This is a genomic window from Agrilactobacillus yilanensis (genome assembly GCF_003946725.1).
Classification (GTDB): domain Bacteria; phylum Bacillota; class Bacilli; order Lactobacillales; family Lactobacillaceae; genus Agrilactobacillus; species Agrilactobacillus yilanensis.
This window is the reverse complement of the sequence record NZ_RHOY01000004.1, coordinates 64,879-79,107: the sequence shown is the minus strand read 5'-3', so window position 1 is coordinate 79,107 and position 14,229 is coordinate 64,879. Positions and strand designations below refer to the sequence as shown.

The following is a 14,229-nucleotide window of genomic DNA, read 5'->3' as shown; positions in this document are numbered from 1 at the left end:
ATGAAATTAGCACAAACTTTGCCGGTCAGCCCGGATAAGGTTCAAAGCTTTTCTAAAGCGCATGAAGAACCTGCTTGGATGACGGATTTAAGAACGACTGCCTTAAACCAATTTGATGATTTAGAATTTCCTAAATTTGAACGGATGAATTATCGAAATTGGCCATTGACCAATACACAAGAATTTGCGGATACGGTTTCAAAGGCTGATCTTTTAGATAAAGTCACAATTGCTGAAGAAAAAGCAGCAGGCGTTATCGTGCAAGTTGGTACAACGACAACTAAAGTTGAATTAGACGAGGATTTAGCTGCCAAAGGTGTTATCTTAACAGATATTTTTACCGCACAACAAAAATATTCAGAATTATTAAAAGAATATTATATGCAAGTGGCTGTTAAGGCAGATAGCAGTAAGTTAACCGCTTTTCACGCAGCATTAATGAACAACGGCGCTTTCTTGTATGTCCCTAAAGGGGTTGTCATCAAAGAACCGATTCAAGCCTTTTATTACCAAGACAGTACTCAAGTTCAAGACTTTGTTCACCATCTGTTATTGTTAGCAGATGAAGGCAGCGAAGTGACTTATCTAGAGAACTTTGGTACTATTGGCGATACTGAAAATATTGCGAATATTATGGCTGAAGTTGTGGCTAAAGATAACAGTTACGTTCATTTCTCGGCTGTTGACCAATTAGGACCTAATACAACCACTTATTTAAGCCGTCAAGGTCATTTAATGCAAGATGCCCGGATTGACTGGGCAATTGGCGCTATGAGCAATGGGAATATCATCAGTGATTTTAACTCTGCTTTACGAGGTGAAGGCGCTCATGCTGAAGCTAACGTCGTCGCCATTTCTACAGGTAAGCAAGTACAAGGTGTTGAAACTAGAGTCACAAACTTTGGCCGTCGGACAATTGGTAATATTTTACAGCACGGGGTTATTTTACAAAAAGCAACATTGACATTTAACGGTGTCGGCCAAATTGTTAAAGGTGCGCGTGGTTCTGATTCTCAACAAGAAAACCGAGTGTTGATGCTTTCTAACAAATCAATTGGTGATGCCAATCCGATTTTATTAATTGATGAAAATGATGTTCGTGCAGGGCATGCGGCTTCTGTTGGACGTGTAGATGAACAGCAAATGTATTACTTAATGAGTCGTGGGATTGATAAGAAAACGGCCGAACGCCTAGTTATTCGTGGCTTCTTAGGCTCTGTCTTAGCTGAAATTCCAGCCAAAGCTGCCAGAGCACAACTCACAGAAACGATTGAGAGGAAGTTACAAGATGGCCAAACAACTGAAGACGATTAAAAGTGATTTTCCGATTTTAGATCAAAAAGTTAATGATGAACCATTAGTTTATTTGGATAATGCGGCAACGACTCAAAAGCCAAAAGCTGTCGTTGAAGCTTTAGATCATTACTATTATACAGATAACTCTAATGTGCATCGTGGGGTGCATACTTTAGCTGAACGGGCAACAGAACAATTTGAAGCTGCTCGGCAAAAGATTGCAGATTTTATCAATGCGCCAGCTAAAAAGAATATTCTCTTCACAAGAGGTACAACCCAAGGTTTGAATTGGATTGCTGCCAGTTATGGTGAAGCTAACGTTCATGAAGGCGACGAGATTGTCATTTCTTACATGGAACATCATAGTAATTTGGTACCTTGGCAACAGTTAGCATTAGAGAAAAAAGCTGTTTTGAAGTATATCAAGATGAATGATGATGGTACTTTAGACATGGCAGATGCTAAACAACAAATTACAGATAAAACAAAAATTGTTTCCATCGCCCATGTGTCTAATGTATTAGGGGTCGTTAATCCGATTAAAGAATTGGCTGCAATCGCCCATGAACATGGGGCAATTATGGTCGGTGACGGCGCTCAATCCACACCGCATATGGCTGTGGATGTGCAAGACTTAGATGTTGATTTTTATGCTTTTTCTGGGCATAAAATGTTAGGTCCTACGGGGATCGGCGTACTTTATGGTAAGACTGAAATCTTAGAAGCTATGGCACCAATCGAATTTGGTGGCGAAATGATCGACTTTGTTGATTTATATCAGAGCTCTTGGAAAGAATTGCCTTGGAAATTCGAAGCGGGGACACCAGATATTTCTGGTGCCATCGGTTTAGGGGCTGCGGTAGACTATTTGAATGAAATCGGCATGGATAATATTCAACAGCATGAACAAGATATTGTAAATTATGTGTTGCCTAAGCTGTTAGCGATTGAGGACTTAGAAGTTTATGGTCCAGCAGATCCAAGTAAGCATACTGGTGTGATTGCGTTTAACTTAAAGGGGCTACATCCCCATGACTTAGCAACTGCCTTAGATATGGAAGGTGTTGCTGTCAGAGCTGGACACCATTGCGCACAGCCGCTTATGAAGTATCTAGCAGTACCAGCCACTGCTCGGGCAAGCTTTTATCTATATAATGATCTACAGGATGCAGATCGCTTAGTAGATGCGATTTTGGCTGCAAAGGAGTTCTTTAAACATGGGTCTATCTAGATTAGATAATTTATATCGTCAAGTGATTTTAGATCACTCAGAACACCCCCACCATCATGGAACATTAGATGGGGCAACGAGTGATATTGAGTTACGCAATCCTACTTGTGGGGATGTGTTGCAATTACAACTGGAATTAGAAGACGATAAAATTAAAGATATTGCCTTTTCTGGAGAGGGTTGTACAATCTCTCAAGCTTCTGCTAGTATGATGACAGACGCCGTTTTAGGTAAAACAGTAGCACAGGCTGATAACATGGTAGAAGTATTTTCTGAATTAATTGTTGGTGATAAAGAAGTAAATACCGACATTTTAGAAGATGCAGCAGTCTTAGAAGGCGTTAAACAATTTCCAGCTCGAATCAAGTGTGCCATGCTTGCTTGGAAAGCTTTGCATAAGGCCTTGGCTTCCGATGACCATACAGCTGAAATTGGCGAATTACATTCGCACGATTCCAAGGAGGGTGATTAGATGGCAGATACTAAAAATACAAAAAATAACGAAGAAATGCTTTCTTCGGTACCAACATTAGAAGAAGATTATGATTACGGTTTTAGTGATGATGTGAAACCAACATTTTCAACAGGCCGTGGCTTGACTGAAGATATTGTACGGCAAATTTCTGCGCATAAAAAAGAACCAAAATGGATGTTAGATTTCCGTTTGAAGTCTTATGAACTTTATAAGAAACTACCAATGCCAGAATTTGGCCCAGATTTATCTGATTTGGATTTAAAGAACATGTTGTATTTCCAAACCGCAACGGATAAGAAATACCGTGATTGGGACGATGTACCTGAAGAAATCAAAGATACTTTTGAAAAACTAGGCGTCCCTGAAGCTGAACGTAAATATTTGGCAGGTTCTTCAGCACAATATGAATCTGAAGTGGTTTACCATAATATGAAAGATGAATTCCAAAAATTAGGGATTATCTTTACCGACATGGATACAGCTTTAAAAGAATACCCAGATTTGGTAAAACAATATTGGGCTAAATTAGTTCCACCTTCAGATAATAAATTTGCAGCTTTGAATTCAGCTGTTTGGTCTGGCGGGACATTTATCTATGTACCAAAGGGCGTTAAAACGGATACACCAATGCAGTCTTATTTCCGAATCAATGCCGAAAATTCTGGTCAGTTTGAAAGAACTATGATCATTGTTGATGAAGGCGGCAGTGTCAATTACGTTGAAGGCTGTACAGCACCAAATTATTCTTCTGATAGTTTGCATGCAGCAGTTGTTGAAGTAAACGTCTTAAAAGACGCTTATTGCCGTTATACAACCATTCAGAACTGGTCTAAAAACGTTTATAGTTTGGAAACTAAACGGGCCCAAGCTTTAGAAAACGGGACAATGGAATGGGTTGATGGTAACTTAGGTTCTAAGATTACTATGAAATATCCAAGTGTTTATTTGAATGGTCGCGGTGCTCACGGCACAATGTTGTCCATCGCCGTTGCCGGTGAAGGCGTTGACCAAGATGCCGGAGCTAGAATGATTCATAATGCCCCTGAAACATCTTCTTCAATTGTTTCTAAGTCAATTGCTAAAGATGGCGGTGCTGTGGATTACCGGGGGACTGTCCGGTTTGGTCGTAAGAGTGATGGCTCTTTTGCCCATGTTGAATGTGATACCATCATCATGGATGAAAAGTCTAGTTCAGATACAATTCCTTATAACCAAATCAAAAATGGTAATGTTTCAATGGAACACGAAGCGAAAGTTTCTAAGATTTCAGAAGAACAATTGTACTATTTGATGACTCGGGGAATTTCTGAAGAAAAAGCTACCGAAATGATTATCATGGGCTTCGTAGAACCATTTACAAAAGAATTACCTATGGAATATGCGGTTGAATTGAATCGTTTGATTAGTTATGAAATGGAAGGCAGTGTAGGCTAACGCCAATTTAAGTGCTAGAAATGTTGATTTATCAATGTTTCTGGTACTTCTTTTTTTCGAAAAAGTAAACTAACTACAACGGCGATTAAAACAAATATTTCTCTTTCTCAATGAACTGTGCGAATTGATCTGCACCGCGTTCTTCACGTTCAGGATAGAAGTAGTTATAGACCTGATGTTCTCTATACTACTTGTAAGCAATTAAAATTATTTGGAAGTTTGTCAAATGGTGTTGAAGGATAATTTTTATCCTTTGAAGGTCTCCCCGACCGCGGGAGGCCTTTTTGTTATTTAATTATTCAAGGCACTTTAGTTATGTTTAACTCAACTGAATACTAACAAATTTCTATGTTAGTGGTTCGCATATTGCGCTACGGTTTGCCTTAATATTTTTGTGAAATTTTTCATCTTCCTAGATGGATTTTTAGCAAATATAATGCCGTATGGCGATCTATAATTCCAATCAACAGTCATCATTCGATGGGTTGGTGCTAGATTTTCAAATGACTCACGTGTCAAAACTAAGGTATCCGCATAGTCATTAAATGTGTTAGGTGAATAGTAACGCTCAGTGTTAATAATGTTTATTGCTGGGTGAGACGTACTCAAATCTTGGCACATTTTTCTAACGACACTTGCTTCTAATGGTGGCATCACCAACGTTTTGCCGTCTAAATCATCCAATGATATCAAATCTTTTTGTGCTAAACGATTCCCTAAAGGTACCGCAACTTTAAAGCATTCATAACCTAATACATAGATACTATAATGTTCCAGCCATTGATCAGCATCACAAGGCCCAACAATACAATCAATTTTTGTGCCAATATCCGTTGATGGACTCTTCATCGTCACATCCTGGTCATTAAAACTCACAATTCGCAAATTGTAGTTTTTAAGTTCATCACTAGCTTGACGCCAAATAGCAATTAAAGGATCAGCAGGACGCATAAAGGACGCACCCAAATTAATGACGACCTTTTCTTGTTCACCAACTGCCTTAGCCTCATTGATAGCGTCATTTGCGGTAGCTTTAATTTTGTAGGTCTTCTGGTATAGAAAGTCACCAGCTTTAGTTAACTTGACACCTCGGTTAGTCCGAATAAATAGCTTTAACTCAAGACTATCTTCTAAGTTATTCATCTGTTTCATCACTGAAACTGGAGAAATGAATAGTTTCTGGGCGGCTTTAGCAAAGCTACCGCTCTGAACGACTTGTAAAAATGTTAAATAAGTTTGTGACAGCACTATTGATAACTCCTCTCATCTCAGCATTAACTCTGAGTTAATGCTACTCTACTACTTTAGTCTCTTCCGAACAACCTAAATATCGTTAAACTATTAATTACAGTTAGTTATTTAGGAGGAAATAAAAATGTTCTTATTTGCAATTCCCGTACTCATGGGTTTAACAGTAGCCACACAAACTGCCGTTAACTCACGCCTAGGAAAATATACCAAGACGCCGTTCATGGCCTCGGCAATTTCATTTTCAGTTGGTGCTTTATTTTTATTGATTCTGATGGTGGCAACCAAAACACCAATTCTTATTCCGCTAACCACTTTTGCCCATAATCCGTGGTGGTTATGGATTGTTGGGTTTACCGGTGCTTTTGGATTAACCGTCAATATCTTACTCTTTCCAAGACTTGGAAGTGTTCAAACCGCTGTTTTACCTATTTTTGGGCAAATTTTAGCTGGAACATTGGTTGATCAGTTTGGCTTATTCTACTCACCAATTTCTCAAATCACGCCACTAAAATTACTAGGGCTAGTTTTAGTACTACTTGGTATGTTAGCGGCAGTCGCGCTGGGAAACAAAAACAAACTTACAACGACGACTAATCGAAATGGCAGTCAAATTTTCTGGCAATTACTAGGAATCTTTGCTGGTCTGGTCATTGGCTTTCAAACTGCTATTAACGGGCGGCTCGGAACGGTGCTACATTCCCCAATTAAAGCGACCTTCGTTGCTTTTCTGATTGGTGCAATTACACTTAGCCTTATCACGATGTTCCTTGGAACACCAGTTAAAGAAAGATTTCATTCGATTGGTCATGGCCTTAGCAAAGGTGAATGGTGGATTTTACTCGGTGGGATCTGTGGCAGTTTATATATCTTTTTCAGTGCTTGGTTGGTTCCACTTATTGGTACCGGGCAAGTCATTGTCATTGCCTTGTTTGGTCAATTGCTATTCAGCGCTGTTATTGATCAACTGGGTATGTTCCATGCAGTAAAGCGTAGCATGAGTCTCATTAAAGTTATCGGTTTAATTGTAATGCTCGCTGGTGTCGTTATTATTCGTTTTATGGCGTAATCAAAGTTATCTAGAGGAGAGACAAAGCTTATGAAAATTATTGTTATTGGTGCTTATGGTAAATCTGGTCGTGAATTGGTGGCCACTGCAGAAAAGAATGGTCATGACGTTCTGGCCGTTGCCCATCGAAAGCACGCTGATATTAAGTTCAAACATGAATTAATTAAGAGCGGACTTGATTTAACTGCTGCTGATATTGCTGGTTATGACGTTATTATTGATGCAATCAGTGCTTGGACACCAGACACCTTCCCCATTCATACAGATACGGCAATGCATATTGCGCACTTGATTAAAGGAACCACTACACGATATATCAAAATTGGCGGTGCCGGCACAATGTATATCAATGATGAGCATACCAAAATGCTACGTGATTGGTCAGATTATCCAGAAGCTAATTTACCGTTAGCCGAGGTATTGATTACTAATTTGGACCGTATTCGTTCATATTCTGATATGGCATGGACTTATGTGACTCCTGCATTTAATTACGACCCAGATGGTAAGTACACTGGGCAATACCAAATTGCCGGCGAGGATATGAATTTAAATACTTTGCTAAAGTCGTATATCAGTTATAAGGATATGGCAAAAGCAATTATCGATTTAGTTGAACAACAACGTTATATTCGACAAAGAATTATCGTTTTAAACTAGGAGGTTTAGCATTATGGACAAAATTCTAATTACCGGTTCTTCAACTGGATTAGGTGCATTAGCAGCTAAGGCACTTCTGAATCAGCATCATGACGTTGTTTTACATGCCCGCAATCAGGATCGAGCAAAAGCCGCAATGGCCCAAAATCCAACAGCAACCGGTGTCGTTATTGGTGATCTGTCCAATTTAGCTGATATTCAATCAATTGCACAACAAGCAAACCAAATGGGCCCCTTCGATGCCGTTATTCATAATGCTGGTGTCGATAGTCCTGATTCTCAGTTAACCAGTGCCGTTAACATCATGGCGCCTTATATGTTAACTGCACTTATCAAACGACCAAAACGACTTATTTATGTTTCATCTGGCATGCACCGGGGTGCGGCCTTAGATATTGACCACTTAGAATCAACAGTTGATTATTCTGGTTCAAAGCTTGCGTTACTATTACTCATGAAAGCTGTGGCAAACAAGTGGCCTGATACACTAGTTAACGCCGTTGATCCTGGGTGGGTCCCGACTCGCATGGGCGGTTCAGCAGCCAATGATGACCTAGAACAAGGCTATCAATCACAGGTCTGGTTGGCAGCCAGTAATGATACTCAGGCACGTAAATCAGGCAATTATTATTATCACGGCTGCCTATCTCGTTATGACGAACGTGTAGATAATCAGCTCATGCAGCAACAACTCATGCACAAATTAGCAACATTAGCCACTGTTGAACTTTAGTATGGGAAGCCGCGATTTATGAATCATGAAACAGCTGAATGGTTTGTCCATTGGGAGAGATAATATTAAAAGGAGTTCCAAAAGTTATCATGTCAATTAAAAATAAGGTCATTATCATCATGGGTGCTTCTAGTGGTATCGGCGCTGCCACGACTAACTTATTAGCCGAAAAAGGGGCAAAATTAATTATCGCCGCTCGCCGACTTGAACGACTAGAAGCATTAAAATTGTCAAGCCCTGATGCTGAAATTTCAGTGAAGCAAGCAGACGTTACTGACTTTGAACAAGTACAGGCAGTTATTGACTTCGCTAAACAAAAATATGGCAAAATTGACGTTCTTTACAACAACGCTGGTATTATGCCGACTGCACCTTTATCAGAAGGTCGTCGTGATGAATGGCAAAGAATGCTAAATATTAATATCATGGGTGTACTGAACGGAATTGCTGCGACATTACCTATTATGAAGCAACAACAATCCGGTCATATCATTGTTACCGATTCAGTTGCTGGTCATCATGTATTACCCGGTGCTGCAGTCTATTCTGGTACAAAATTCGCAATAAGAGCCATCATGGATGGTTTACGCCAAGAAGAAGCCGAGAATAACATCAAGACCACAATGATTTCCCCAGGTAGCACTGGAACCGAGCTATTTAATACGATTAATAATCAAACTGAAAAGAAAAACGCGGAAGACTTTTTCAAAGAAATTGATGGGCTTCAACCTGAGCAGATTGCTACTGCCGTCGCTTACGCCGTTGATACTTCGGATAACATGTCTGTTAGTGACATTCTAATACGGCCAACTAAACAATCTATCTAAAATGCAAGAAAGCGGAAATAGAGATGCGTTACACCTTGAAATGCTTCACTCGTCTATATTAATTTGTTCGTTACAAATGCTCACTGTCATGATAATCATAACTAAGTTGACCATGGTCAATTCGTTGAAATAAAATTTTTTCTATTCATAAAGATTTAAATTTTAAGAAAATCAAGTCTCGATTGTCAAAGATGACAATTCAGACTTGATTTTTTTAACTGGCATATTATCAAAATATTACGGTAATTTTGTGCTTTATTACCGCATGCCTAGTAATGTCGCATTTCAGACAATCAAAAATAAAGCACAAAAAATCAAGTTTTATAGGATTACTTTTCTCATAATCCATACTATAATTTCAGCGACAACTTAGTAAGATGAGTTAATCCAATTTTGTATAAAAAATGACTAAATGTATATTATAAAATTCGAATAAATATTATTTACAATATTACTTACTATTAGTTGACAAGAGAGTCTCTATTTTCAGATGAGTATTTGAAAGGGAAGTTCATTCCGTTTTATTCCGATAAATTTCAAAGGGAAAAAGAACACTTTGGGTTAGGTCTATATATGTCAGATTTGATGATTAGAAAAATGAATGGTTTAATCTCCATAAAAAATGAAAATCACCATGCAACCGTAATTATCACACTAAAAAAATAAGAAAGGTGAATGAATGGTGAAAAAGTAATTAGCACATTGTTGGCCTTTGCCACGGGGACATTTTAGAAATTTATAAAAATAAGCAAAAACATATAAATATTATTGTTAAAAGTTTAAAAAATAGTTAATTAAATTTAGTTTATTGATATTATTGCCAATCGATGTTAAAATTAATTTAACTTAATAGAGGTAACATTTGGGGTGCTAAGTGCTGAGAAAATACCCATTGATCTGATCCAGATAATACTGGCGTAGAGAAATGTACACTATCGCTATATCATATATTGAATTAGCTCGCCATCTAAGGATGACGGGCTATTTTTTTCCACAAATTAAATCTATTAAAATTTGATAGTTTAGGAGGTAAACTGCCAAGCATAGCACCTAGATTTAAAATTATAAAAATCTATAGGATGAGGTGTTTATTTTGATAGAAAAACAAGCAGCGATTAGATTACGAAAATTGATTGTACTGGCGTTAATGGTGGCCCTAGATGTAGTGCTGTCACCATTATTTCGAATTGAAGGTATGGCGCCCATGTCTAGTGTGATGAATGTGATTGGGGTTGTACTGATGGGCCCGTTATATGGCACGATGATGGCACTGACTTGTGGTATTTTAAGAATGCTGATTTTAGGCATACCACCATTAGCTTTAACCGGTGCGGTATTTGGCGCATTTTTAGCAGGACTAGGCTATCGTTATGGACATCGGGTTTACTGGGCAGTTTTAGGTGAAATTATCGGAACGGGTTTAATTGGGTCTTTATTATCGTATCCCGTGATGGTTTGGTTCACAGGTACAACAAACGGGATGTATTGGTTTTTATACACCCCTAGATTTTTTGGCGGTTCAATTTCTGGATCATTAATTGGTTTTATTCTATTAAAGAAATTAATGAAAGTTTCAATATTCAGCGAAATTCAAAACTGGTTTAAGAGGGGTGCAGTTAGTCATGATGTCTCCAATATTTAAGCAATATCAAACGCTGCTTCAAACGGATTTATTTGAATATGCGCCATTAGTTCACTGTATCACCAATGAAATTACGATTGAGAGTGTGGCTAATGCTTTATTGTATACGAATGCAAAGCCAATAATGGCAGACGATCCACGGGAATTTGAAGAGATTTTTCAACAAACGGATGCTTTATTTTTGAATTTAGGCAACTTATCCGCCGATCGAGACCAATGTCTGAGTATTGCTAATCGTTTGGCGCAACAAACGCAAAAGCCGGTCGTTTTAGATTTGGTCGGACTGGCTGCCTCTAAATTACGACGGACATTGGCCCAAGACTTGATTGAGACCTATGGTGTTGTGGTAAAAGGTAATTTATCAGAAATGCGAACCTTGTGTGGCTTGACGAGTAATGGCCGGGGTGTCGACGGTGGGGCATCGGATCAAACTGAAGCAGCGCTGACGGAATTGACCAAGGGTTTGCAAGATTTAGCCCGTAAAAGACCGGAGATTTGTTTCTTAGGTACCGGCCCAACGGATGTTGTGGTGACCCATGATACAAGTTTATGGTTGAAAAACGGTGTGCCAGAAATGGATCAATTTACAGGGACCGGAGACATTGTAGGTGGTTTAATCACCAGTTTTTTAGGCCGGGGATTAACACCATTAACCGCGGTAATTGTAGCTGTGAGCTATTTTAATATTTGCGGTGAAACCGCGGTTGCACAAGGTCGTCAACCTTTAGGACTAGCAGATTTTCGTCAGCAAATATTAAATAATTTATCTCTGTTAAAACAAGAACAGTGGTATGAGAAAATAAAAGGTGCGTTTAAATGAATACGGCCGATTTGCAATTATATTTAGTGACCAATCGATATGATTATCCAGAAACTGATTTTTTACACCGGATTGAAACAGCCTGCAAAAACGGCGTCACCATGGTTCAGTTGCGGGAAAAGACGGCTAGCACAAGGCAGATATATGATTTGGGGCTTGCGGTTAAGGCGATTACGGACCATTATCAGATACCGTTAATCATTGATGATCGTTTGGATATTTGTCTAGCTATTGGCGCTGCTGGCGTCCACATTGGAGCTGAAGATTTACCCGTTTCGTTGGTGCGGCAACTGCTTGGCCCTGAAAAAATAATTGGCGTTTCGGTTAAAAATTTAGAACGCGCTAAGCTGGCACAAGATCAAGGGGCGGACTATTTAGGTGTAGGCGCCATTTTCCCGACACAAACAAAGGCTAATGCGCCGATAACTTCAGTGGCAACATTAAAAACAATTACCGAAAATATCAAAATACCAGTGGTGGCAATTGGTGGTATCAATCCAGAAAATATTTCTCTATTAAAAAAGACCGATATTGCCGGTGTTGCTGTTGTAAGTGCAATTATGCAAGCTTCAGAAATTGACAAAACAGTGAACGCCTTAAAAACGGCAGTGAAGCTAATTATTTGAAAATGGTTGGGTGAAAAACTAAACAGTACGCAATTGACGCATGTTTAAATCGGTTTATCTAATGATTGTAAGGCACTTCAGACCTTGAGGTGCCTTATTTTTTTCGTTTAAAACGATGCACTCGATAAAAGGAATAGGGTATACTTAAACATAAGTGACTGTGAGTAAATCAGTCAGATGACAAATTAGAATTTGGGGAGGCATTATGCTATGAAGCGCCATTGTAAACGTTGGGTAGCCGTTCTTTTATTGCCCATAATTGCAATTAGTTTTAGTTTTTTCAAAACAACGGATCCGGTACAAGGGGTTAAAATACCTGATTTGCCAGTGAATTTAGTACCGGTTGTTCCGGAGATTCAAAAAGACCAGGCTGCCGGTTATTTTTCGGTGAATATGACCGCTGGGCAGACAGTCCCGATGAATTTGAAATTAGAAAATACGTCTAAAAAAACCATCTCTGTACGTATTAAACCGGTGGTGGCCACAACGAATGCCGAAGGGACAATTAGTTATTTACCGACGGATAGACCTAAAGATAATTCATTAATTTTGGATTTTACAAAGTTAGGGGCAAAAGCTCAAACGGTTACATTAGCACCAGAAGAGGTTAAAGAAGTCGCTCAATCCATCACGATTCCAGCGGATAGTACGTTTAATGGGACAGTTCTAGGTAGTTTTTATGTCTGGTCACCAAAAATTGATAACCAAAAACGGCAAAAAGCGGCCAAGAAAAAAGGGGTCTCGGTTTATAATGTCTATGGCATGTATATTGGTGCGGTAATTAATGTGGGTGCCGCTACATCTGTCAATGTAGATTTTAAGCTAAATCAAGTAAAACCCGGTGTTAACGGTGGGAAACCCGCTGTTTTAGCTAATTTACAAAACTTTAAGGCCCAATCATTGCCTAATAAAGCATTGACGGTTAATGCAAAAGTCTATGCAAAAGGTAGCAACAAAGTTATAAAAGATATGGGTGTTAAAAAGATGAGCTTTGCACCGAATTCTAATGTGGATTTGCCGATTAGTTGGGGCTCAGATGAGATTCAAGCTGGGGATTATACTTTGAAATTAACCGCTAAAACGGCTTTGAAAACTTGGCATTTCAAGAAGAACTTCACTGTCAGCGGTAAACAAGCGCAGTCTGTAAACCAAGTTTTACCTAAGAAAAATTCCTACTTGTGGTTATGGATCTTATTAGCGATTGTGATTATCATTGCTGGGATTGTATTGATGTCTTATCTGTATCGTCGTGGTGTGCACAAGGGGCAAGCTCAAAGTTCAAAAACGCCACACCAAAGACGACGCAAACGGTAAAGGATGGTCTTGATAAATGGATAGTATGGCTAAAATCAATAAATTTCGGGATGATCGAAATTGGCGTCAGTTCCACAATGAAAAAGATTTGGCAATCTCAATCTCACTGGAAGCTTCAGAGTTATTAGAAATATTTCAATGGCAAAAGCCAGAAGCCGTCAAAGATAGTCAGCGGCAGGCGATGAAAGAGGAATTAGCGGATGTGTTGATTTATAGTTACATGTTCGCTGATAATATGGGCTTTGATATCGACGAGATCATTGCTGAAAAATTGATAAAAAATGAAATCAAGTATCCAAACCCTAAAAAATAAGATAGCTATTTTAAAAGGTGCTAAATCAAAAAATAATTTTTGATTTAGCACCTTTTTGCAGGTTTGTTTAAAGTGGCCTTGCGTGTTGGTAACGCATTTGAATGTGGGGCGTTGAATTAAAGATGAATTTTTCTCCGTGAATCGTGAAGCCGTGTTTTTCATAATAACCGGTAACTTGAATTTGGGCTTCAATAATGACAAGGGTGTCCGGCCAATATTGTTGACAGCAGGCCATAATTTGATCTAGTAAAGTATTGCCTAAGCCAGTTCCCCGTTGTTCTTCAGCAACAACAACTCGACCAAAAGTCACATGATCCTCTTCTTTAAAGACTCGAGCATAAGCTGTAATAGCACCGGTTTGATCGTCTTGGTAGTAAATATGAAAAGCTTTTAGATCATTGGCATCTAGTTCAGGATAAATTCGATTTTGCGCCACGACAAAAGTATCAACGCGTAATTTAAGAACTTTGAATAGTTCTAGACTGGACATAGTTTCAATTTTTTTAACAGACCACATAATAAATGAACCTCTTTTACGATT

At 38.8% G+C, this 14,229-nt stretch carries 15 protein-coding genes and 1 riboswitch; of the genes, 13 read left to right on the top strand and 2 right to left on the bottom strand.

Going from position 1 to position 14,229, the window contains the following annotated elements; all coding sequences use genetic code 11:
* The 4 genes from sufD to sufB are packed head-to-tail and all read left to right on the top strand — an operon-like array spanning position 1 to position 4,436.
* Positions 1–1,314, top strand: coding sequence for a Fe-S cluster assembly protein SufD (gene sufD / locus EKM93_RS04590; RefSeq protein ID WP_125713534.1), 1,314 nt, complete (start codon positions 1–3; stop codon positions 1,312–1,314).
* Positions 1,289–2,527, top strand: coding sequence for a cysteine desulfurase (locus tag EKM93_RS04585; protein WP_125713532.1), 1,239 nt, complete (start codon positions 1,289–1,291; stop codon positions 2,525–2,527). Before sufD ends, EKM93_RS04585 begins: the two co-directional genes overlap by 26 nt.
* Positions 2,514–2,999, top strand: coding sequence for a Fe-S cluster assembly sulfur transfer protein SufU (sufU, locus tag EKM93_RS04580; protein WP_125713530.1), 486 nt, complete (start codon positions 2,514–2,516; stop codon positions 2,997–2,999). Before EKM93_RS04585 ends, sufU begins: the two co-directional genes overlap by 14 nt.
* The gene (gene sufB, locus EKM93_RS04575) at positions 3,000–4,436 is read left to right on the top strand and encodes a Fe-S cluster assembly protein SufB (protein WP_125713528.1); all 1,437 of its coding nucleotides are present in this window, start codon (positions 3,000–3,002) and stop codon (positions 4,434–4,436) included.
* Between the two features lie 351 nt (positions 4,437–4,787).
* Here sufB and EKM93_RS04570 read toward each other — a convergent pair whose 3' ends face one another.
* On the bottom strand, positions 4,788–5,684 hold the full coding sequence (locus EKM93_RS04570) for a LysR family transcriptional regulator (RefSeq protein ID WP_164506989.1): 897 nt from the start codon (positions 5,682–5,684) through the stop codon (positions 4,788–4,790).
* Positions 5,685–5,811: 127 nt separating this feature from the next.
* Between EKM93_RS04570 and EKM93_RS04565 the strand changes: the two genes are divergently transcribed.
* The 9 genes from EKM93_RS04565 (at position 5,812) to EKM93_RS04520 (ending at position 13,688) form a co-directional block, all read left to right on the top strand.
* Positions 5,812–6,753 (top strand): DMT family transporter, encoded by a 942-nt coding sequence (locus tag EKM93_RS04565; RefSeq protein ID WP_125713524.1) that lies wholly within the window; start codon positions 5,812–5,814, stop codon positions 6,751–6,753.
* A 30-nt stretch (positions 6,754–6,783) separates the two neighbouring features.
* Complete coding sequence (locus EKM93_RS04560; protein ID WP_125713522.1) at positions 6,784–7,413, top strand: NAD(P)-dependent oxidoreductase; 630 nt, start codon at positions 6,784–6,786, stop codon at positions 7,411–7,413.
* 13 nt (positions 7,414–7,426) lie between these two features.
* Positions 7,427–8,146, top strand: a complete 720-nt coding sequence (locus EKM93_RS04555) for an SDR family NAD(P)-dependent oxidoreductase (protein ID WP_125713520.1) — start codon at positions 7,427–7,429, stop codon at positions 8,144–8,146.
* 86 nt (positions 8,147–8,232) lie between these two features.
* Positions 8,233–8,973, top strand: a complete 741-nt coding sequence (locus EKM93_RS04550; protein WP_376923074.1) for an SDR family oxidoreductase — start codon at positions 8,233–8,235, stop codon at positions 8,971–8,973.
* An 853-nt stretch (positions 8,974–9,826) separates the two neighbouring features.
* Positions 9,827–9,914: riboswitch (TPP riboswitch) on the top strand.
* 155 nt (positions 9,915–10,069) lie between these two features.
* The gene (gene thiW / locus EKM93_RS04540) at positions 10,070–10,615 is read left to right on the top strand and encodes an energy coupling factor transporter S component ThiW (protein ID WP_263853567.1); all 546 of its coding nucleotides are present in this window, start codon (positions 10,070–10,072) and stop codon (positions 10,613–10,615) included.
* A complete protein-coding gene (locus EKM93_RS04535; RefSeq protein ID WP_225423626.1) occupies positions 10,596–11,435 on the top strand; it encodes a hydroxyethylthiazole kinase in 840 nt (279 codons plus the stop codon). Before thiW ends, EKM93_RS04535 begins: the two co-directional genes overlap by 20 nt.
* On the top strand, positions 11,432–12,061 hold the full coding sequence (gene thiE, locus EKM93_RS04530) for a thiamine phosphate synthase (RefSeq protein WP_125713516.1): 630 nt from the start codon (positions 11,432–11,434) through the stop codon (positions 12,059–12,061). Before EKM93_RS04535 ends, thiE begins: the two co-directional genes overlap by 4 nt.
* Positions 12,062–12,271: 210 nt before the next feature.
* Positions 12,272–13,375 carry a DUF916 and DUF3324 domain-containing protein gene (locus EKM93_RS04525; RefSeq protein ID WP_125713514.1) on the top strand — a complete coding sequence of 368 codons (1,104 nt, stop codon included), beginning with the start codon at positions 12,272–12,274 and terminating at the stop codon, positions 13,373–13,375.
* A 16-nt stretch (positions 13,376–13,391) separates the two neighbouring features.
* Entirely contained in the window at positions 13,392–13,688 is a 297-nt protein-coding gene (locus EKM93_RS04520; protein WP_125713512.1) for a nucleotide pyrophosphohydrolase, read from the top strand.
* Positions 13,689–13,755: 67 nt separating this feature from the next.
* On the opposite strand, the gene EKM93_RS04515 is transcribed toward EKM93_RS04520, so the two are convergent.
* Positions 13,756–14,205 carry a GNAT family N-acetyltransferase gene (locus tag EKM93_RS04515; protein WP_125713510.1) on the bottom strand — a complete coding sequence of 150 codons (450 nt, stop codon included), beginning with the start codon at positions 14,203–14,205 and terminating at the stop codon, positions 13,756–13,758.
* Positions 14,206–14,229 lie beyond the last annotated feature (24 nt).

What these genes read in the sequence shown, in the direction of transcription:
- EKM93_RS04585 (WP_125713532.1), top strand. Translation starts at nt 1,289, where the DNA reads ATGGCCAAACAACTGAAGACGATTAAAAGTGATTTTCCGATTTTAGAT.
- sufB (WP_125713528.1), top strand. Translation starts at nt 3,000, where the DNA reads ATGGCAGATACTAAAAATACAAAAAATAACGAAGAAATGCTTTCTTCG.
- EKM93_RS04555 (WP_125713520.1), top strand. Translation starts at nt 7,427, where the DNA reads ATGGACAAAATTCTAATTACCGGTTCTTCAACTGGATTAGGTGCATTA.
- EKM93_RS04560 (WP_125713522.1), top strand. Translation starts at nt 6,784, where the DNA reads ATGAAAATTATTGTTATTGGTGCTTATGGTAAATCTGGTCGTGAATTG.
- EKM93_RS04515 (WP_125713510.1), bottom strand. Translation starts at nt 14,205, where the DNA reads ATGTGGTCTGTTAAAAAAATTGAAACTATGTCCAGTCTAGAACTATTC.
- sufU (WP_125713530.1), top strand. Translation starts at nt 2,514, where the DNA reads ATGGGTCTATCTAGATTAGATAATTTATATCGTCAAGTGATTTTAGAT.
- sufD (WP_125713534.1), top strand. Translation starts at nt 1, where the DNA reads ATGAAATTAGCACAAACTTTGCCGGTCAGCCCGGATAAGGTTCAAAGC.
- EKM93_RS04525 (WP_125713514.1), top strand. Translation starts at nt 12,272, where the DNA reads ATGAAGCGCCATTGTAAACGTTGGGTAGCCGTTCTTTTATTGCCCATA.
- EKM93_RS04565 (WP_125713524.1), top strand. Translation starts at nt 5,812, where the DNA reads ATGTTCTTATTTGCAATTCCCGTACTCATGGGTTTAACAGTAGCCACA.
- EKM93_RS04535 (WP_225423626.1), top strand. Translation starts at nt 10,596, where the DNA reads ATGATGTCTCCAATATTTAAGCAATATCAAACGCTGCTTCAAACGGAT.
- thiE (WP_125713516.1), top strand. Translation starts at nt 11,432, where the DNA reads ATGAATACGGCCGATTTGCAATTATATTTAGTGACCAATCGATATGAT.
- EKM93_RS04520 (WP_125713512.1), top strand. Translation starts at nt 13,392, where the DNA reads ATGGATAGTATGGCTAAAATCAATAAATTTCGGGATGATCGAAATTGG.